This is a genomic window from Burkholderia sp. Bp8984, from assembly GCF_003853755.1.
GTDB lineage: Bacteria > Pseudomonadota > Gammaproteobacteria > Burkholderiales > Burkholderiaceae > Burkholderia.
The window spans coordinates 64,254-84,672 of sequence record NZ_QTQN01000034.1 but is presented as its reverse complement, the minus strand read 5'-3'; the positions used below and the strand labels follow the sequence as shown (position 1 = coordinate 84,672).

Below are 20,419 nucleotides of genomic sequence, written 5' to 3'. Positions count from 1 at the left end.
CGACGACATCGAGATCTACACCGACGAATCGCGCTCGGAAGTGCTGATGACGTGGCGCAACCTGCGCCAGCAGAGCGTGCGTCCGGTGGTCGACGGCGTGATGCGCCCGAACCGCTCGCTCGCCGACTTCATCGCGCCGAAGGAATCGGGCGTCGCCGACTACATCGGCATGTTCGCGGTGACGGCCGGCCTCGGCGTCGACGTCAAGGAAAAGCAGTTCGAAGCCGACCACGACGACTACAGCGCGATCATGCTGAAGGCGCTCGCCGACCGCTTCGCGGAAGCGTTCGCCGAAGCGATGCACGCGCGCGTGCGCCGCGAGCTGTGGGGCTATGCGAGCGGCGAGACGCTCGACAACGACGCGCTGATCGCCGAAAAGTACGCGGGCATCCGCCCGGCGCCCGGCTACCCGGCCTGCCCCGACCATCTCGTGAAACGCGACATGTTCGCCGCGCTGCACGCGGACGAAATCGGCATGAGCGTGACCGATTCGCTGGCGATGCTGCCGGCGGCGAGCGTGTCGGGTTTCTATCTCGCGCATCCGGACAGCCGCTACTTCTCGGTCGGCAAAATCGGGCAGGATCAGCTCGACGACTACGCGCAACGAATGCAGCTGTCGCTCGACGACGCGCGCCGCGCGCTCGCGCCGCAACTCTGATCCGGGCACGACCGGGGCGGTTCGCCGCCCTTTTGATCAGACGAAATCAAAAAGCCCGCATCGAGCGGGCTTTTTCATGCGCCTTTGCGATCTCGCGATCGGCGTCAGGCGGGCAACGCGGCTCAGAAGCCCCAGTGCACGTCGGCCTGACCGGCCTTCGCTTCGCGCAGCATCGTCAGGAACGGTGCGACGCGCTGCGCCAGGCTCGGCGGCACTTCGTGGTGCGCGTGGTCGTCTTCGTCCTCGTGGAAATGGCCGGCGTGCTCGGCACGCTCCTGCTTCGCCTGCGCGACCGCGCCTTCCAGCTTCGCGATCGCGTGGTCCAGTTCGTCGTGCGTGATGACACCGCGTTCGCCCAATTGCTTGCCGACGAGGCCCAGCACGTATACGGCGAAATCCTTCAGCACGTCGAGATCCTGTGCCGCCTTGCTCTTGAACGTAATCATGACTATTCCCTTTTCATCTTGTTGTGCCTGCGCGGCGCGGTTGGGGGACGCCGGCAGGCCGGCGTCCGGCCTCGCGGACGCGGGGCGCCTGAGCGGCATATTAGCACCTGTTAAAATTCTGCGATCCCTGAAACGCGCGCTTAAAAAGCGCGCCGGCCGGCCGGCGTTTCCGGCCGCCACCAACGAAGCCTTCTACCAGCATGCTGCCAGCTCACAAACAGACCCTCGAAGCCCTGCTCGCGGATAGCGTCACGCAGGTCGCACACGCGCTGAAAGGCGCCGACGCAGCGTTCGTCGCCCCGGCCATCACGCTCGAGCGCCCGAAGGTCGCCGCGCACGGCGACGTCGCGTGCAACGTCGCGATGCAGCTCGCCAAGCCGCTCGGCACGAACCCGCGCCAGCTCGCCGAGCAGATCGTCGCCGCGCTGACGGCCCAGCCGGCCGCGCAAGGGCTCGTCGACGCGGCCGAAATCGCCGGCCCCGGCTTCATCAACCTGCGCCTGACGGCCGCCGCGAAGCAGGCGGTGATCGCCGCCGTGTTCGACCAGGGCCGCGCGTTCGGCACGTCGGATCGCGAAAAGGGCAAGCAGGTGCTGCTCGAATTCGTGTCGGCCAACCCGACAGGCCCGCTGCACGTCGGCCACGGCCGCCAGGCGGCGCTCGGCGACGTGCTCGCGAACGTGATCGCGAGCCAGGGCTACGCGGTGCACCGCGAGTTCTACTACAACGACGCCGGCGTGCAGATCGGCAACCTCGCGATCTCGACGCAGGCGCGCGCGCGCGGCCTGAAGCCGGGCGACGCGGGCTGGCCGGAAGCCGCGTACAACGGCGAATACATCGCCGACATCGCACGCGACTACCTGAACCGCGAGACGGTTGCCGCGAAGGACGGCGAGCCGGTCACCGGCGCGGGCGACATCGACGATCTCGACGCGATCCGCAAGTTCGCGGTCGCGTACCTGCGTCACGAGCAGGACATGGACCTGCAGGCGTTCGGCGTGAAATTCGACCAGTACTACCTCGAGTCGTCGCTGTACAGCGAAGGCCGGGTCGAGAAGACGGTCGACGCGCTGATCAAGGCCGGCATGACCTACGAGCAGGACGGCGCGCTGTGGCTGCGCACGACCGACGAGGGCGACGACAAGGATCGCGTGATGCGCAAGACGGACGGCACGTACACGTACTTCGTGCCGGACGTCGCGTACCACGTGACGAAGTGGGAGCGCGGCTTCTCGAAGGTGATCAACATCCAGGGTTCGGACCACCACGGCACGATCGCGCGCGTGCGCGCGGGCCTGCAGGGCCTGCACATCGGCATCCCGAAGGGCTATCCCGACTACGTGCTGCACAAGATGGTCACCGTGATGCGCGACGGCCAGGAAGTGAAGCTGTCGAAGCGCGCGGGCAGCTACGTGACGGTGCGCGACCTGATCGAATGGTCGGGCGGCGCGACGCCGGGCCAGGAAGCAGCCCCCGACCTGATCGACGAGGCGACCATCACGCGCGGCCGCGACGCGGTCCGTTTCTTCCTGATCTCCCGCAAGGCCGACACCGAATTCGTGTTCGACATCGACCTCGCGCTGAAACAGAACGACGAGAACCCGGTCTATTACGTCCAGTACGCGCATGCGCGGATCTGCTCGGTGCTCAACGAACTGAAGTCCCGCTACAACGTCGAAGCGGCGCAGCTGCCGGGTGCCGACCTGTCGCAGCTCACGAGCCCGCAGGCCGTGTCGCTGATGCAGAAGCTCGCCGAGTATCCGGACATGCTCACGCACGCGGCGAACGAACTGGCGCCGCACGCGGTCGCGTTCTACTTGCGCGATCTCGCTGGTGAATTCCACTCGTTCTACAATGCGGAGCGCGTGCTGGTCGACGACGAAGCGCCGCGCAACGCGCGCGCCGCGCTCCTCGCCGCGACCCGGCAAGTGCTCGAGAACGGCCTGGCGGTGCTCGGCGTGTCCGCGCCCGCCAAGATGTAAGCGGCCCGGACCGGGCAGCGAATGGCTGCGGCAGGCGCGCCTGCGACGGGAGCACCCGCCGCCGGATGCCCGTCGCAGCCTTTTCACGATTCTTTTTGCAGGTGACTCAAGCAATGGCACAACCACGCCGAACTTCGAAGCAATCGAAACAAGCCGGAGGGACATTTCTTGGAATCGTGCTGGGCCTGATCGTCGGCCTCGCGATCGCGGTGGTGGTGGCGCTCTACATCACGCGGTCGCCGTCGCCGTTCGTGTCGAAGGTCGCGCCGCCGCCGGCCGACAACGCCGCGAGCCAGCCGCAGCAGTTCGACCCGAACCGCGCGCTGCAAGGCAAGACGCCCGGCCAGCCGGTGCCGCAGGCCGCGCAATCCGCGCCGCCCAACACCGCGCCGGGCCAGGCCGCGAACCAGACCCAGGGCGGCCTGCTGCCCGAACCGCAGATCGTCGAAGTGCCGCCGTCGGGCAACACGAACGGCTCCGGCAACACCAGCGGCTCGAGCAACACCACCGCATCGAACAACGCGTCGTCGGGCAATGGCGTCGCCGTCGCGCCGAAGCCGGCCGACAACCCGCCGCCGCCGAAGAAGACGCAACAGGCGCAGCAACAGCAGCAAGGCGGCGAGGACGACCTCGCGCGCTTCGCCGCGCAGAAGCAGGCGCAGCAGGCTGCCGCGCAGAAACAGCAGCAACAGCAACTGGCCGCGAACACGCCGAAGCCGGCGCCGTCCGCGACGTCCGCCGCGGCAGCGAAGCCGCCGACCGCAAGCGACGCGAACACCGGCTACTTCCTGCAGGTCGGTGCGTACAAGACGGAAGGCGACGCCGAGCAGCAGCGCGCGCGGCTGGGCTTCCAGGGCTTCGAGTCGAAGGTGTCGAAGCGCGATGTCAGCGGCGTGACCTATTTCCGCGTGCGCGTCGGCCCGTTCTCGAAATTCGAGGATATGAACTCGGCCCGCCAGCGCCTGTCCGATGCAGGTGTCGACACGGCGGTGATCCGTTTCACGAAGCAGTAAGCAACCGGCCGCGCCCACGCAGAACCCGTTACGTTTCGTAACCCGAGCAACTGATTCGACGTCCACAACATGAAAAAACTGCTTAGCACGCTCCTTCTGTCCCTCGGCCTGGCCGCAGCCGGCTTCGCCCAGGCTTCGCCCGCGGCACCGGTGTCCGGCAAGGACTTCGAGGTGATGAAGTCGCCGCAGCCGGTGTCCGCGCCGGCCGGCAAGGTCGAAGTCATCGAGTTCTTCTGGTACGGCTGCCCGCACTGCTACGAATTCGAGCCGACGGTCGAGGCCTGGGTGAAGAAGCAGGGCAACAACATCGACTTCAAGCGCGTGCCGGTCGCCTTCCGCGACGATTTCCTCCCGCACTCGAAGCTGTTCTACGCGGTGTCGGCGCTCGGCATTTCGGAGAAGGTCACGCCGGCGATCTTCAACGCGATCCACAAGCAGAAGAACTACCTGCTGACGCCGCAGGCGCAGGCCGACTTCCTGGCGACGCAGGGCGTCGACAAGAAGCAGTTCATGGACGCGTACAACTCGTTCAGCGTGCAGGGCCAGGTGAAGCAGTCGGCCGAGCTGCTGAAGAACTACGCGATCGACGGCGTGCCGACGATCGTGGTCCAGGGCAAGTACAAGACGGGCCCGGCTTACACGAACAGCATCCCGGGTACCGCGCAGGTGCTCGACTACCTCGTGAAGCAGGTTCAGGACAAGAAGCTCTGATCCCCGCCCGCGCGCCGGCATGACTACTCCGCTGAAGGTCTTCATCACCGGCGCGTCGAGCGGGCTCGGCCTCGCGATGGCCGAGGAATACGCCCGCCAGGGCGCCACGCTCGCCCTCGTCGCGCGCCGCACCGATGCCCTCGATGCGTTCGCGCGACGCTTTCCCAAGCTGTCCGTCTCCGTCTATTCCGCCGACGTGCGCGACGCCGACGCGCTCGCGACGGCCGCCGCGTCGTTCATCGCCGCGCACGGCTGCCCCGACGTCGTGATCGCGAACGCGGGCATCAGCCAGGGCGCCGTCACGGGCCAGGGCGATCTCGCCACGTTCCGCAACGTGATGGACATCAACTACTACGGGATGGTCGCGACGTTCGAGCCGTTCGTCGGCCCGATGACGGCCGCGCGCCACGGCACGCTGGTCGGCGTCGCGAGCGTCGCCGGCGTGCGCGGCCTGCCCGGATCAGGTGCGTACAGCGCGTCCAAATCGGCCGCGATCAAGTATCTCGAGGCGCTGCGCGTCGAACTGCGCCCGGCCGGTGTCGGCGTCGTGACGATTGCGCCCGGCTACATCCGCACGCCGATGACCGCGCACAACCCGTACCGGATGCCGTTCCTGATGGACGCCGACCGCTTCGCGGCCCGCGCCGCGCGCGCGATCGCGCGGCAGCACGCGTTCCGCGTGATTCCGTGGCAGATGGGCGTCGTCGCGAAGGTGCTGCACGTGCTGCCGCGCTGGCTCTACGACCGCCTGTTCGAGAAGGCGCCGCGCAAGCCGAAGGCCGGTGCGCATTGAGTGCGGCGCCAACGTCGCACGCACCGCTCCTCCTTCCACACGACTCGCCGCAGCCGGCGCGGCGATTCTGGTGATTCTGCCGATTCTGGTGATTCTGCCGATTCTGGTGATTCGGTGATTCGGTGATTCGGTGATCCAGCCGATTCGCGTCGATCAGCACCGATCCTCGCCGATCCGCTTTGGCCTGCGCTCTCCCCGCCCCCCATCTCGGCCGCCGGTCGTTCGCCGTCGCGCCTGTCTCATCTCCCCGCCGCTGCGCCGCCCCAGCACGCATTCCGTCGCGAACGCAGCCGTTTCTCGCTCAATTCGCTGCGTTCCGGCGCCTTTTTTCACGCACCGCGCGCTTTGACGGTATGCTATCCGTCAGCCGCGCCGGCCCCGCCTGTTACCGGGCCACGCCCGCATTCCGACACCCAGCAAAAATCACAAGCAACGTGGGAGAACCTATGCACGTCAAGCTGTTCGCCGCGGCCGCCGTCGCCGCCGCCCTCGCCGCCCCCGGCCTCGCCGCCGCCAAGCCGCTCACCGTCTGCACGGAATCGAGCCCGGACGGCTTCGACGTCGTGCAGTACAACTCGCTCGTCACGACCAACGCATCGGCCGACGTGATCTTCAACACGCTCGTGTCGTACGACGAAGCGGCGAAGAAGGTCGTGCCCGCGCTCGCCGACAAATGGGAAGCGAGCGCCGACGGCCTCACGTACACGTTCCATCTGCGCCCGAACGTCGCGTTCCAGACCACCGACTACTTCAAGCCGGGCCGCCCGCTGAACGCGGACGACGTCGTGTTCACGTTCTCGCGGATGCTCGACGATGCGAACCCGTGGCACAAGGTGGCCGGCGCGAGCGGCTTCCCGCACGCGCAGTCGATGGGCCTCGTGAAACTCGTGAAGTCGGTCACGAAGGTCGACGACAACACAGTGAAGTTCGTGCTGAACGAGCCGAACGCGACGTTCGTGCCGATCCTGACGATGGGCTTCGCGTCGATCTACTCGGCCGAATACGCGGACCAGCTGCTGAAGGCCGGCAAGCAGGCCGACCTGAACGCGAAGCCGATCGGCACCGGCCCGTTCGTGCTGAAGAGCTACACGAAGGACGCGCTGATCCGCTACGACGTGAACCCGGCCTACTGGGGCGCGAAGCCGAAGGTCGACCGGCTGATCTACGCGATCACGCCCGACCCGTCGGTGCGCATGCAGAAGGTGAAGGCCGGCGAATGCCAGATCGCGCTGTCGCCGAAACCGCAGGACGTGCTCGCCGCGAAGGGCGAAGGCGCGCTGAAGGTCGTGCAGACGCCCGCGTTCATGACCGCGTTCGTCGCGCTGAACACGCAGAAGAAGCCGCTCGACAACGACAAGGTGCGCGAGGCGCTGAACCTCGCGTTCGATCGCGCGACCTACCTGAAGGTGGTGTTCGACAACACGGCGACGGCCGCGAACAACCCGTATCCGCCGAACACGTGGAGCTACGCGAAGGACGTCGCGCCGTATGCGTACGATCCCGCGAAGGCGAAGCAGCTGCTCGCGTCGGCCGGTTTCCCGAACGGCTTCTCGACGACGATCTGGACGCGCCCGACCGGCAGCGTGCTGAACCCGAACCCGAAGGCCGGCGCGGAACTGCTGCAGGCCGACCTCGCGAAGATCGGTGTGAAGGCCGAGGTGAAGGTGATCGAGTGGGGCGAGCTGATCAAGCAGGCGAAGCTCGGCCAGCATGACATGCTGTTCATGGGCTGGGCCGGCGACAACGGCGATCCGGACAACTACCTGTCGCCGCTGTTCAGCTGCAACGCGGTGAAGTCGGGCATCAACTTCGCGCGCTTCTGCGACGCGCAGCTCGACAAGCTGATCGCCGACGGCAAGTCGACCGCCGACCAGGGCAAGCGCGCGAAGCTGTACGAATCGGCGCAGAAGATCATCCATGACGAGGCGCTGTGGATTCCGCTCGGCTACCCGACCGCGGCCGCGCTCACGCGTGCGAACGTGAGCGGCTATCACGTCAGCCCGTTCGGCCGGCAGAACTTCGCGGCAGTCGCCGTGCAGTAACCGCGCGTGGCGCGCAAGCGACGGCGCCCCGGCCCGTCGCTTGCGGCCCGCGCGCCGCGCTTGCTACACTGCGCGCTCATTCCTCATACCGGACGCCAGCCGAAGTGAACAACTAAGCCTTCCCAAAAATGTTTTCGCCGCCGTGCCTCGCACGCCGCGCGCGAAGGGTTTCACGCATTTTCGGAGGTGCTTATGGCTGCTGCCACGCCGACCGGCGCGCTCGTCGCGCTTCATCACGTTTCCTTCCGCTTCGACGACGGCGTCACGCTGTTCGATTCGCTCGACCTTTCCATCGACCGCACGCCGACGGGCATCGTCGGCCGCAACGGCGCCGGCAAGAGCCTGCTCGCGCAACTGATCGCCGGCCGGCGCACGCCGAGCGCGGGCGCGATCGACCGGCAGACGTCGGTCGTCTACGTCGCGCAGCAGCACGACGACGCACCGGCCGGCACGCAGACCGTCGCAGCCATCGCCACACTCGATGCGCCGCTCGCGGCCCTCGCGCGCCTCGCGGACGGCCGCGCGAGCGCACACGACTTCGACCTGATCGGCGATCGCTGGGACCTCGCCGAGCGGCTGCGCGCGGCGCTCGACGCGGCCGGCCTGCACGACGTGCGCGCCGATACACCGGCACATGCGTTGAGCGGCGGCCAGAGGGCGCGCGTCGCGCTGATCGGCGCGTTGCTGTCGGAGGCCGGGCTGCTGGTGCTCGACGAACCGACCAACCACCTCGACGCGCCGGGCCGCGCGTGGCTGCGCACGGCGCTCGACGGCTGGCGCGGCGGCATCGTGATCGTCAGCCATGACCGCGCGCTGCTCGCGCACGTGCAGCGCATCGCCGAGCTGACGCCGCACGGCGTGCGTACTTACGGCGGCAACTACGCGCTGTATCGCGCGCAACGCGACGCGGAACAGGATGCCGCGCAGGCCGCGCTCGAGCATGCGCGCACCGAGCGCGGGCGCGCCAGGCGCCGGCTCGAACAGGAACACGACACGATCCAGCGCCACGCGGCCGGCTCGCTGCGCGATGCGAAGACGGCCAACCTGTCGTCGGGCGCGAAGCAGCGGCGCAAGGGCGCCGCGCGCAACATCATGGGGCAGGTGCGCCGCGACCAGAGCGCGTTCAAGGCGACGCTCGACGAACGCGTGCAGGACGCAGCCGCGCGCGTCGAAGCCGACGCGCCGGTGCTCGTGTCGCTGCCGGGCACCGAGGTCAGCGCGCGCCGCCAGCTGTTCACGCTCGAGCGCGCCCGACTGCCGTGGCGCACCGCCGGGCGCGCGGACGCGATCACGTGGTCGGCCAGCGGCCCGGTGCGCATCGCGCTGACGGGCCCGAACGGCTGCGGAAAATCGACGTTGCTGCGCATGCTCGCCGGCGAACTCGCGCCGCGCGCGGGCACCTGCGCGACGCACGTGAGCGCCGCGTATCTCGACCAGCGGCTCGCGCTGCTCGATCCCGAGCGCTCGATCGTCGAGCAGTTGGGCAGCCTCGCTACGCCGCTCGCCGAAGGCGAGCTGCGCAGCCGGCTCGCGCTGCTGCAGCTCGATGCCGCGCGCGCGACGCAGCCGGTGCAGCGCCTGAGCGGCGGCGAGCGGTTGAAGGCCGCGCTTGCGTGCGCATTGTGGCGCGGCACACCCGCGCAGCTGCTGCTGCTCGACGAGCCGACCAATCACCTCGATCTCGAATCGGTGCGCGCGATCGAAGCCGCGCTGGCCGGCTTCCCCGGTGCGCTGGTGGTCGCGTCGCACGACGCCGCGTTTCTCGCGGCGCTCGCGCCGACGCACACGATGCAATGGCAGCGCGACGGGTGGCGTTACGAACCCGTCGCGTGATTGACGCTCACGGTCGTTCGTCGTTTCGCGTGATGTCCGATTCGACGAACCGCTGCCTGACGAGCCGCTCCGATTCGAGCAGGCCTTTGCCGATAGGGACGACGGATTTCGCGTTGTTGGAACGGCACGGACCGGGTTGAACGCTGAAAACGAGGGAACGTCGGGCCGGCAACGCTCAGGCCCGCGCGAAGCGAATCACGCCGTCGTCGCCCTGCTCGCGCACGAGCTCGCCCGCAAGCCACAGCAGGTTCAGGTGCGCGAGCGCCTCGCCGAGCGCGAACGTCATCTGATGGATGTCGAGCTCGCGGCGGCGGAACATGATCGGCACGATGTCGGCGGCGCTCGCCGGCTTCTCCGCGCAGGCGACGCGCACTTCGTCGAGCCGCGCGTCGTGGTGCGCGCGCAGTTGCGCGATGCGGGTGCGCACGCCGCGGAACGGCTTGCCGTGCGACGGCAGCACGAGCGTGTCGGGCGCCATCGTCTCGTAGCGGCCGAGCGATTCGAGGTACAGCGCGAGCGGGTTCGCTTCCGGCTCGAGATCGAACACGGACACGTTGGTCGAGATGCGCGGCAGCACCATGTCGCCGGAGATCAGCACGCCGTCCGCTTCGCTGTAGAGCGCACAATGTTCAGGCGAATGGCCGTAGCCGGTGACGACGCGCCACGTGCGCGCGCCGATCGTCACCGGGTCGCCTTCGCGCAGGCGCCGGTAGCGCGGCGGCACGGCCGGCACGAGGTCCGAGTAATAGCTGCGACGGTTGCGCAGCTTGTCGAGCGCGGCCGGATCGGTCAGCCCGTGACGCGCGAAGTGATCGGCGGCGGCCGCGCCGCCGGCGTTCGAGCCGTTGCCGGCCGCCATCAGGCAGCCGAACATGTATTCGCCGAGCGTCATCCACAGCCGCACGTTCCAGCGGCGCCGGTCGCCGCCTTCGCAGATCCAGTTCGCGAGGCCGAAGTGATCGGGATGGCAATGCGTAACGAGCACGCGCAGCACCGGCAGCCCGTCGAGATGCGTGTCGAAGATCTGTTCCCAGTGCGTACGGATCGCATCGGACGAGATACCGCAGTCGACGATCGTCCAGCCGGCCTGTCCGTCGATCTCGTCGCGCAGCAGCCAGAGATTGATGTGATCGAGCGAAAACGGCAGCGGCATGCGCAGCCAGCGCACGCCGGGCGCGACCTCGAACGTGTCGCCCGCGGCGGGCAGCGTGTCGGCGAAGGGATAGTCGAGTTGGTGTTCCAGTGCGTTCATCGGTGGGGTGTCTCGTCGTTATCGGTGCGAATGCGAATGCGGGCGCGGGTGCGAATGCAAGTGCAGGAGCGCGCGGCATGCCGCGGCGGGCATCGCGTCGATTCTATCGCCGTCGCGCGAAACGCGTGCCGGCGCGCGCCGGACGGCCAAAAAAAGTTCGTGTCAGAATCGGTTCCGTACCCGTATCTTTACGCGAAGATGCATCGAACGGCATGCAACGGCGAGCAACCCGCCCATTGACGGCGCTTGGGCGCCGGACCCCGAAAGTCCTTGAAACGCCGACTTGGGCGCTAAAATGGCGAGTGCTTACAGCCCCTCTTCAACGAGCCTGCACGCGATGAATCACTTCCCCAAACTGCTGTCGTCGCAAATCGGCTTCGACGTCGCGCAGACGATGCTCGAGTACTTCGACCGCCACTACCGGATCTTCCGGGAAGCCGCCGTCGAGGCGAAGACGCTATTCGAGCGCGCCGACTGGCACGGCCTGCAGCGGCTCGCGCGCGAGCGGATCACGTCGTACGACGATCGCGTCCAGGAGTGCGTCGAGCTGCTGGAGGACGAATACGACGCCGAGAACATCGACGACGAGGTGTGGCAGCAGATCAAGCTGCACTACATCGGCCTGCTCACGTCGCACCGCCAGCCCGAGTGCGCGGAAACGTTCTTCAATTCGGTGTGCTGCAAGATCCTGCACCGCTCGTATTTCAGCAACGATTTCATCTTCGTGCGGCCCGCGATCTCGACCGAATACCTCGAGAACGACGAGCCGGCCGCGAAGCCGACCTATCGCGCGTACTACCCGGGCACCGACGGGCTCGCGGCCACGCTCGAGCGCATCGTCACGAACTTCCAGCTCGAGCCGCCGTTCGAGGATCTCACGCGCGACATCGGCTGCGTGATGCAGGCGATCAGCGACGAATTCGGCCAGTTCGACGCCGCGCCGAATTTCCAGATCCACGTGCTGTCGTCGCTGTTCTTCCGCAACAAGAGCGCGTACATCGTCGGCCGCATCATCAACGCCGATCGCGTGCTGCCGTTCGCGGTGCCGATCCGCCACGTGCGCGCGGGCCTGCTCGCGCTCGACACCGTGCTGCTGCGCCGCGACCTGCTGCAGATCATCTTCAGCTTCTCGCACTCGTATTTCCTCGTCGACATGGGCGTGCCCTCCGCGTACGTGGATTTTCTCTGCACGATCATGCCGGGCAAGCCGAAGGCCGAGATCTACACGTCGGTCGGCCTGCAGAAGCAGGGCAAGAACCTGTTCTACCGCGACCTGCTGCACCACCTGTCGCATTCGAGCGACCGCTTCATCATCGCGCCCGGGATCAAGGGCCTCGTGATGCTCGTGTTCACGCTGCCGTCGTTCCCGTACGTGTTCAAGATCATCAAGGATCAGTTCCCGCCGCCGAAGGAAACGACGCGCGCGCAGATCATGGAGAAGTACCAGCTCGTGAAGCGCCACGACCGTCTCGGGCGGATGGCCGATACGCTCGAGTATTCGAGCGTCGCGCTGCCGCTGTCGCGGCTCGACCATGCGCTCGTGCGCGAGCTGGAAAAGGAAGTGCCGTCGCTGCTCGAATACGAGGACGACAACCTCGTGATCAAGCACCTGTACATCGAGCGCCGCATGACGCCGCTCAACCTGTACCTGCAGAACGGCACCGACGCGGACGTCGAGCACGGCGTGAAGGAGTACGGCAACGCGGTGAAGGAGTTGATGAAGGCCAACATCTTCCCCGGCGACATGCTTTACAAGAACTTCGGCGTCACGCGCCACGGCCGCGTCGTGTTCTACGACTACGACGAGATCGAGTACCTGACCGACTGCAACGTGCGGCGCGTGCCGCCGCCGCGCAACGAGGAAGACGAGCTGTCCGGCGAACCGTGGTATACCGTCGGCCCGCACGACATCTTTCCGGAAACCTACGGACCGTTCCTGCTCGGCGACCCGCGCGTGCGGACGGTCTTCATGAAGCATCACGCGGACTTTTTCGAACCCGCGCTGTGGCAGGCCAGCAAGGACAAGCTGCTGCAGGGCGAGTTGCCCGATTTTTACCCGTACGACGTGTCGCTGCGCTTCAGCGTGCGCTACCCCGAGCGCTTCGACGCGACGCCGGACGCCGGTGACGCCGGCGACGACGCAAGCGACGCGCAGCGCGCCGCCTGACGCACCGTCCGATCGAACCAAACCCGTTATCGACCTGACTTCCGCCAACGGAATCCACACCGATGAATACCCAAGACAATCCGCTTTCACACCTGTTCGACAACAACGACGCCTGGGTCAAGCGCCAGCTCGCCGACGATCCCGACTTCTTTGCGCGTCTCGCCGACCAGCAGGCGCCGGAATATCTGTGGATCGGCTGCTCGGATTCGCGCGTGCCCGCGAACCAGATCATCGGCCTGCCGCCGGGCGAAGTGTTCGTGCACCGCAACATCGCGAACGTCGTCGTGCACAGCGACCTGAACTGCCTGTCGGTGATCCAGTTCGCGGTCGACATCCTGCGCGTGAAGCACATCATGGTCGTCGGCCACTACGGCTGCTCGGGCGTGAACGCGGCGCTGCACAACCGCCGCGTCGGCCTCGCGGACAACTGGCTGCATCACGTGCAGGACGTGCGCGAACGCCACGCCGCACTGCTCGACGAATGGCCGGTCGGCGAAGCGCGCTATCGCCGCCTGATCGAGCTGAACTCGATCGAGCAGGTCGTCAACGTATGCCGCACGACGATCGTCAACGACGCATGGGCGCGCGGCCAGTCGCTCACCGTGCACGGGCTCGTGTACGGCGTGCACGACGGGCGGATGCGCAACCTCGGGATGGCCGTGTCGAGCTTCGACGCGCTGGATGCAACCTACAAGCGCTGCGTCGCGGCGTTGACCGCGCGCGGCCAGCACGCGCCCGACAACGACATGGTCGCGGCGGACGCCGCGCGGCTCGACGACGTCGCGCAGGCGGTCGCCGCCACGCTGAAGCCGTGCGACGACGCGAAGTAACCGACTCGAAGTAGCCGACGTGCGCGGCCACGCGGGCGCGGCACGCCAGCGCCCCGCCGCGCGCCATCCGGCTGAAGGTGCATCATGGTGGCGGGGCCGCGCCCCCTGCATCCCGTCGCGCGACGGGTGCGCCGTGCGCACACGCCAGCCGGCGCAACGGCGGTCATGCGGCCGCGACGGCCGTCGAACTGATCTGACACCGGCACTGCCGCGACGGCGGTGCAATGCAAAGGAGCGGCGAACATGAAAACCGTACTGATCGTCGGCGCATCGCGCGGCCTCGGACGCGAATTCGTCCGGCAATACCGGCGCGACGGCTGGAACGTGATCGCGACCGCGCGCGACGACGCATCGCTTGCCGCACTGCGCGAACGCGGCGCGCACGCGCATGCGCTCGACATCGCGCAGCCCGAACAGATCGCGGCGCTCGGCTGGAAGCTCGACGGCGAACGGCTCGACGCGGCGGTGCTGGTGTCGGGCGTGTACGGGCCGCGCACCGAAGGGGTCGAAACGATCGGCGCCGAGGATTTCGACACGGTGATGCATACGAACGTGCGCGGGCCGATGCAACTGCTGCCGATCCTGCTGCCGCTCGTCGAGGACGCGCGCGGCGTGCTGGCGGTGGTCTCGAGCCGGATGGGCAGCATCGCCGAGGCGACCGGCACGACCGGCTGGCTGTACCGCGCGAGCAAGGCCGCGCTGAACGACGTGCTTCGCATCGCATCGCTGCAGACGCGCCACGCCGCCTGCATCTCGCTCCATCCCGGCTGGGTGCGCACCGACATGGGCGGCGCGCAGGCCGCGATCGATCCGGAGACCAGCGTGACCGGCATGCGCCGCGTGATCGCGGAAGCCGGCGCGGACGTGTCGCAGGCCAACGGCCGTTTCTTCCAGTACGACGGCGTCGAGCTCAGCTGGTGAGCCGGCATGACAACCCGGCGTCGTTAATTCCCGAATCGCATGATTTTGAACCGACCTGACGCGTGCCCGTGCGGCGGCGCGTCCCCCGTCCCTGCCGGCAAAGCCCCGGCGCCACGCTATGCGGCCTGTTGCGGCCGCTTCATCGACGGCGGCGAAGCCGCGCCGACCGCCCTCGAATTGATGCGCTCGCGGTACAGCGCGTACGTGCTCGGCGCGACCGACTACCTGCGCGCGACCTGGGACGCGCGCACCTGCCCGGCCGATCTCGATGCGGACCCGAATGCGCCCGACGCGCCTCGCTGGCTCGGCCTCGCCGTCAAACGCCATGCCCGGCTCGACGAACAGCACGCGGAGGTCGAATTCGTGGCCCGCTACAAGGTCGGCGGCCGGGCGTACCGGCTCCACGAGACGAGTCGTTTCACACGCGACGAGCACGGTTTCTGGCGCTATGTCGACGGCGAAGTAAGTGAACGCTGACAAATAGTTGCCATGTCAGACGCCGGGTAATTCCCGCATTGCACAACCTGAATTTGTCGGGCTAGGATGGCCGTCAGATTGGTCATGTTGCATGGCAGGGCTTACGAATGGCGTTCAGCAAGGTATTGGTGGGATGGATGGCGGCCTGCGCGCTGTCGGCCGCTCAGGCCGGTACGGCGCCGAACGCGCAATCTGGCGCGGCCACGGCCAGCGGCTCGCTCGCCCACGCCGAGCGCTTCGATTACGGCGATTCGGGCCTCCCGCAGGTCGCCGCGAACCTCAACGAACAAATCGTCAGCATTCCGGCCGATGCTTCGGGCGCCGTGATGCTCGAGGCCACGCTGTTCAAGCCGAACGGCCCCGGCCCGTTCCCGCTCGTCGTCTTCAACCACGGCAAGAACACCGGCGATCTTCACCAGCAGCCGCGCAGCCGGCCGCTCGCGTTCGCGCGTGAATTCGTGCGCCGCGGCTATGCGGTGATCGCGCCGAACCGCCAGGGCTTCGCCGGTTCGGGCGGCGCGTACCAGCAGGAAGGCTGCAACGTCGGCAAGAACGGCCTCGTGCAGGCCGCCGACGTCGACGCGACGGTCCGCTACATGTCGCGTCAGTCGTACATCGATGCGTCGCGCATCGTCGTCGCGGGCACGTCGCACGGCGGCCTCGTGTCGGTCGCATACGGTACCGAGGCGGCGCCCGGCGTGCGCGGCATCATCAACTTCTCTGGCGGGTTGCGCCAGGACCTGTGCGACGGCTGGCAGCGCAATCTCGTCGACGCGTTCGACCAGTACGGCGCGCATACGGCCGTGCGGTCGCTGTGGCTGTACGGCGACAACGATTCGGTGTGGACGCCCGCGCTCGTCGCGCAGATGCACGACGCCTACGTGTCGCACGGCACGCAGGCGCAGTTCATCGATTTCGGCCGCTACAAGGACGACGCGCACCGGCTGATCGTCGATCGCGACGGCGTGCCCGTGTGGTGGCCGGCCGTGCATGCGTTCCTCGCGGAACTGAACCTGCCGACCTCGGTGCGCTATGCGGTCGCGAACCCGCACGAGCCGAATGCGACCGGCTATGCGTCGATCGACGCGGTCGAGGCGGTGCCGTTCCTCGACGCAGCCGGCCGCGAAGGCTATCGCCGCTTCCTGAGCCAGCATCCGAGCCGTGCGTTCGCGGTGTCGGCTGAAGGCGCATGGTCGTGGGCCGAAGGCGGCGACGATCCGATGGCGCTCGCGCTCGACAACTGCTCGAAGCAGGGCGCGGGCGCATGCAAGCTGTATGCGGTCAACGACCGCGTCGTGTGGAACGCGAACGCGACGCAGACGGCCGACAACGGCGACGCCGACGCGCGCGCCTTGGCTTCGCGCTGACGCGCGCGGGTCGCGACGCGCGTCAGGATCGCGTTCTACCCGCGTCTCTTTCCCCTCTTCCGTTTCGTGAGCGCGCGGTCCGCAACGGCGTTCGCATGCCCGTTCCCGCGCTCTTGTGAGTCAGCGGGCTGAGCACCCCGCTCGTAACATCCGCTGAGAGCCTTTGCGGGACTTTTCCCGCCTTTTCCCGCGTTTTCCGAACGCCAGCGGCGCCTGATTCAACGCGCCATTTGCCGGTCGCCGGTCGCCGGTCGCCGGTCGCCGGTCGCCGGTCGCCGGTCGCCGGTCGCCGGTCGCTAGTCGCTAGTCGCTAGTCGCTAGTCGCCATTCGCCGGTCGCATTGCGCCACACTTCGCGCCCCTTTTTCCTTCCCGCCCCGATTTTTCACCCCTCCCGCGCCCGCCCGCCCGACGATTTTTTTCTGTCGGGGGGTGTCACTCGAACGTCGTCATCTGCGGGCATTTCGGGGCATCTGGCGCGTACCGTCCCGAGCACCCCGGATCTGCGCCGAACTCCCGCCCGGCAAGGCTTTGCGGTGTTTGTAACCGGTAGTGCAACGCGCGGCGGAACACGCTAATCTCAGCGCGTTTTCCGTCTGTCGCCGCGCGGTGTCCCGTTCGATACCCGCCGCCGTTTTACTCCCCGGAGTCGCCTTGAGTACGCCAGCCACCGATGACTGGGTCGCGCGCAGCCTGCGCGCGGTCTGGCATCCCTGCACCCAGATGAAGCACCACGAGCGCCTGCCGCTCATTCCCGTCGCGCGCGGCGCGGGCCTGTGGCTGTACGACCGCGACGGCCGCCGTTACTTCGACGCGATCAGCTCGTGGTGGGTGAACCTGTTCGGCCACGCGAACCCGGACATCAACGCGGCGCTGAAGGACCAGCTCGACACGCTCGAGCACGCGATGCTCGCCGGCTGCACGCACGAGCCGGCGATCGAGCTCGCCGAGCGGCTGCACGCGCTCACCGCGCGCACGCTCGGCCATGCGTTCTTCGCGTCGGACGGCGCGTCGGCGGTCGAGATCGCGCTGAAGATGAGCTTCCACGCGTGGCGCAACCGCGGCCGCGCGGACAAGCGCGAGTTCGTGTGCGTCGCGAACAGCTATCACGGCGAGACCATCGGCGCGCTCGGCGTGACCGACGTCGCGCTGTTCAAGGACGCGTACGACCCGCTGATCCGCAACGCACACGTGGTCGCGTCGCCCGACGCGCGCGGCGCGCTGCCGGGCGAGACGGCCGCCGACGTCGCGGGCCGCGCGCTCGACGACGTGCGGCGCCTGTTCGCCGAACGCGCCGACCGGATCGCCGCGCTGATCGTCGAGCCGCTCGTGCAATGCGCGGCCGGCATGGCGATGCACGATCCGTCGTACGTGCGCGGGCTGCGCGCGCTGTGCGACGAATTCGGCGTGCACCTGATCGCCGACGAGATCGCGGTCGGCTGCGGCCGCACCGGCACCTTCTTCGCGTGCGAGCAGGCCGGCGTGTGGCCCGATTTCCTGTGCCTGTCGAAAGGCATCAGCGGCGGCTACCTGCCGCTGTCGCTCGTGCTCACGCGCGACGACGTGTTCGCGGCGTTCTACGACGACGACACCACGCGCGGCTTCCTGCATTCGCATTCGTACACCGGCAACCCGCTCGCGTGCCGCGCGGCCGTCGCGACGCTCGACCTGTTCGCGCGCGACGACGTGCTCGCCGCCAACGCGCGCAAGTCGGCCGCGATGCGCGCCGCGCTCGCGCCGCTCGGCGCGCACCCGCAGGTGCGTCACCTGCGCGAGCGCGGCACATTGTTCGCGTTCGACGTCGCGCTCGACGGCGACGCGGCACGCGGCTTCTCGCGACGCTTCTTCGAGCGCGCGCTCGAACGCGAACTGCTGCTGCGCCCGATCGGCACGACCGTGTACCTGATGCCGCCGTACGTGATGAGCGACGACGACATCGCGTGGCTCGCGCAACGCACGCGCGACACGCTCGACGCGACACTCGCGGAGGCGGCGCGATGAAACAGCCGTCGCAGAAAACGACCGCGCCGCTGCTCGACACGCTGCAGCGCGGCCTCGCCGAACTCGATACGCAGGGCCTGCGCCGCGTGCGCCGCACCGCCGACACCGCGTGCGACGCACACATGCGCGTCGACGGCCGCGACATCGTCGGCTTCGCGAGCAACGACTATCTCGGCCTCGCCGCGCATCCGGCGCTCGTCGCCGCGTTCGCGGAAGGCGCGCGGCGCTATGGCTCCGGGAGCGGCGGCTCGCATCTGCTCGGCGGCCATTCGCGCGCGCACGCGACGCTCGAGGACGAACTCGCCGGCTTCGCGGGCGGCTTCTCCGATGCGCCGCGCGCGCTGTACTTCAGCACCGGCTACATGGCGAACCTCGCCGCGATGACGGCCCTCACCGGCAAACACGCGACGATCTTCTCCGACGCGCTGAACCACGCGTCGCTGATCGACGGGATCCGGCTGTCGCGCGCGAACGTGCAGGTCTATCCGCATGCGGACATGGCGGCGCTCGCCGCGCTGCTCGATGCGTCGGAGGCCGAAACGAAGCTGATCGTCAGCGATACGGTGTTCAGCATGGACGGTGACCTCGCGCCGCTCGCCGAACTCGTCGCGCTGGCCGAACGCCACGGCGCGTGGCTCGTCGTCGACGACGCGCACGGCTTCGGCGTGCTCGGCCCGCAGGGCCGCGGCGCGCTCGCGGCCGCCGCGCTGCGCTCGCCGAACCTCGTGTACGTCGGCACGCTCGGCAAGGCCGCCGGCGTCGCGGGCGCGTTCGTCATCGCGCACGAGACCGTGATCGAATGGATGATCCAGCGCGCGCGCAGCTACATCTTCACGACGGCGGCGCCGCCCGCGGTCGCGCATGCGGTATCGGCAAGCCTGAAGGTGATCGCCGGCGACGAAGGCGATGCGCGACGCGCGCACCTCGCCGCGCTGATCGAGCGCACGCGCGCGCTGCTGCGCATGACACGCTGGCAGCCGGTCGACTCGCACACGGCCGTGCAGCCGCTCGTGATCGGCAGCAACGACGCGACGCTCGCGGCGATGCGCTCGCTCGACGCGCACGGCCTGTGGGTGCCCGCGATCCGGCCCCCGACGGTGCCCGCCGGCACGTCGCGCCTGCGCATCTCGCTGTCGGCCGCGCATTCGTTCGACGATCTCGCGCGGCTGGAAACCGCACTCATCGAAGCCAGCGAGCAAACCGCATGAACGCACCGCTTTCCGTTTTCGTCACCGGCACCGACACCGAGATCGGCAAGACCTTCGTGTCGGCCGCGATGCTGCACGGCTTCGCACGTCACGGCCTGCGCGCGGCCGCGCTGAAGCCCGTCGCGGCCGGCGCGTATGAACGCGACGGCGTCTGGCGCAACGAGGACGCCGACCAGCTCGACGCGGCCGCGAACGTCGTGCTGCCGCCCGAGCTGCGCACGCCGTTCCTGCTGAAGGCGCCGGCCGCCCCGCACATCGTCGCCGCGCAGGAAGGCGTGACGATCGACCTCGACACGATCGTCGCGAGCCACCGCGAGGCGCTGACGCGCGCGGACGTCGTCGTCGTCGAAGGCGTCGGCGGCTTCCGCGTGCCGCTGAACGACACGCAGGACACGGCCGATCTCGCGGTCGCGCTCGGCCTGCCGGTCGTGCTCGTGGTCGGCATGCGGCTCGGCTGCATCAGCCACGCGCTGCTGACGGCCGACGCGATTCGCCAGCGCGGCCTCACGCTCGCCGGCTGGGTCGCGAACCACGTCGACCCGGCCATGCCGTACGCCGACGAGAACGTCGCGACGATCCGCGACTGGCTCGCGCGCGAACATCGCGCGCCGCTGCTTGGCCGCATCGCGCACTTGGCGCCGGCCGCCCCCGAATCCGCCGCGGCGATGCTCGACATCGCCGCGCTCGTCGACACGCTGCGCCGCGCGCAGCATTGACGC

17 protein-coding genes are annotated in these 20,419 nt (G+C 68.4%); 15 read left to right on the top strand and 2 right to left on the bottom strand.

Translation table 11 applies throughout. The annotated features are described in order from the left end of the window. On the top strand, positions 1–658 hold a 658-nt coding region (locus tag DID98_RS28210; protein WP_311767944.1), incomplete at its 5' end, for a vitamin B12 dependent-methionine synthase activation domain-containing protein. A gap of 122 nt (positions 659–780) precedes the next feature. Here the strand turns inward: DID98_RS28210 and DID98_RS28205 are convergent. Then, positions 781–1,104, bottom strand: a complete 324-nt coding sequence (locus DID98_RS28205) for a DUF1840 domain-containing protein (protein ID WP_044846191.1) — start codon at positions 1,102–1,104, stop codon at positions 781–783. A 200-nt stretch (positions 1,105–1,304) separates the two neighbouring features. On the opposite strand from DID98_RS28205, the gene argS reads away from it, so the two are divergent. The 6 genes from argS (at position 1,305) to DID98_RS28175 (ending at position 9,478) form a co-directional block, all read left to right on the top strand. Beyond that, on the top strand, positions 1,305–3,086 hold the full coding sequence (argS, locus tag DID98_RS28200; protein WP_124520661.1) for an arginine--tRNA ligase: 1,782 nt from the start codon (positions 1,305–1,307) through the stop codon (positions 3,084–3,086). A gap of 113 nt (positions 3,087–3,199) precedes the next feature. Then, positions 3,200–4,099, top strand: a complete 900-nt coding sequence (locus tag DID98_RS28195; protein ID WP_124571791.1) for an SPOR domain-containing protein — start codon at positions 3,200–3,202, stop codon at positions 4,097–4,099. Between the two features lie 69 nt (positions 4,100–4,168). Next, positions 4,169–4,810, top strand: coding sequence for a thiol:disulfide interchange protein DsbA/DsbL (locus DID98_RS28190; protein ID WP_044846188.1), 642 nt, complete (start codon positions 4,169–4,171; stop codon positions 4,808–4,810). A 19-nt stretch (positions 4,811–4,829) separates the two neighbouring features. Next, positions 4,830–5,603, top strand: a complete 774-nt coding sequence (locus DID98_RS28185) for an SDR family oxidoreductase (RefSeq protein ID WP_044846187.1) — start codon at positions 4,830–4,832, stop codon at positions 5,601–5,603. Between the two features lie 446 nt (positions 5,604–6,049). Next, positions 6,050–7,645: an ABC transporter substrate-binding protein gene (locus DID98_RS28180; protein WP_124571790.1), complete on the top strand. Its 1,596-nt coding sequence runs from the start codon at positions 6,050–6,052 to the stop codon at positions 7,643–7,645. A gap of 192 nt (positions 7,646–7,837) precedes the next feature. Then, the gene (locus DID98_RS28175; protein WP_124571789.1) at positions 7,838–9,478 is read left to right on the top strand and encodes an ABC-F family ATP-binding cassette domain-containing protein; all 1,641 of its coding nucleotides are present in this window, start codon (positions 7,838–7,840) and stop codon (positions 9,476–9,478) included. Between the two features lie 175 nt (positions 9,479–9,653). Here the strand turns inward: DID98_RS28175 and DID98_RS28170 are convergent, their stop codons facing one another. Then, positions 9,654–10,730 carry an MBL fold metallo-hydrolase gene (locus tag DID98_RS28170; protein ID WP_044846184.1) on the bottom strand — a complete coding sequence of 359 codons (1,077 nt, stop codon included), beginning with the start codon at positions 10,728–10,730 and terminating at the stop codon, positions 9,654–9,656. Positions 10,731–11,067: 337 nt separating this feature from the next. Between DID98_RS28170 and aceK the strand changes: the two genes are divergently transcribed. From aceK to bioD, 8 genes are all read left to right on the top strand, one after another. Continuing rightward, positions 11,068–12,897 carry a bifunctional isocitrate dehydrogenase kinase/phosphatase gene (aceK, locus tag DID98_RS28160; protein WP_124571788.1) on the top strand — a complete coding sequence of 610 codons (1,830 nt, stop codon included), beginning with the start codon at positions 11,068–11,070 and terminating at the stop codon, positions 12,895–12,897. A 62-nt stretch (positions 12,898–12,959) separates the two neighbouring features. Continuing rightward, positions 12,960–13,727 carry a carbonate dehydratase gene (can, locus tag DID98_RS28155; RefSeq protein WP_124486578.1) on the top strand — a complete coding sequence of 256 codons (768 nt, stop codon included), beginning with the start codon at positions 12,960–12,962 and terminating at the stop codon, positions 13,725–13,727. A gap of 243 nt (positions 13,728–13,970) precedes the next feature. Continuing rightward, positions 13,971–14,648, top strand: coding sequence for an SDR family oxidoreductase (locus tag DID98_RS28150; RefSeq protein ID WP_044846181.1), 678 nt, complete (start codon positions 13,971–13,973; stop codon positions 14,646–14,648). Between the two features lie 39 nt (positions 14,649–14,687). Further along, complete coding sequence (locus DID98_RS28145; protein ID WP_044846180.1) at positions 14,688–15,125, top strand: YchJ family protein; 438 nt, start codon at positions 14,688–14,690, stop codon at positions 15,123–15,125. Positions 15,126–15,232: 107 nt separating this feature from the next. Next, on the top strand, positions 15,233–16,492 hold the full coding sequence (locus DID98_RS28140) for a dienelactone hydrolase family protein (protein WP_124520652.1): 1,260 nt from the start codon (positions 15,233–15,235) through the stop codon (positions 16,490–16,492). Positions 16,493–17,145: 653 nt separating this feature from the next. Further along, positions 17,146–18,492 carry an adenosylmethionine--8-amino-7-oxononanoate transaminase gene (bioA, locus tag DID98_RS28125; protein WP_124520650.1) on the top strand — a complete coding sequence of 449 codons (1,347 nt, stop codon included), beginning with the start codon at positions 17,146–17,148 and terminating at the stop codon, positions 18,490–18,492. Next, positions 18,489–19,700, top strand: a complete 1,212-nt coding sequence (gene bioF, locus DID98_RS28120; RefSeq protein WP_124571786.1) for an 8-amino-7-oxononanoate synthase — start codon at positions 18,489–18,491, stop codon at positions 19,698–19,700. The genes bioA and bioF overlap by 4 nt, the downstream gene beginning before the upstream one ends. Then, a complete protein-coding gene (gene bioD, locus DID98_RS28115) occupies positions 19,697–20,416 on the top strand; it encodes a dethiobiotin synthase (protein WP_124571785.1) in 720 nt (239 codons plus the stop codon). The genes bioF and bioD overlap by 4 nt, the downstream gene beginning before the upstream one ends. Positions 20,417–20,419: the final 3 nt, after the last annotated feature.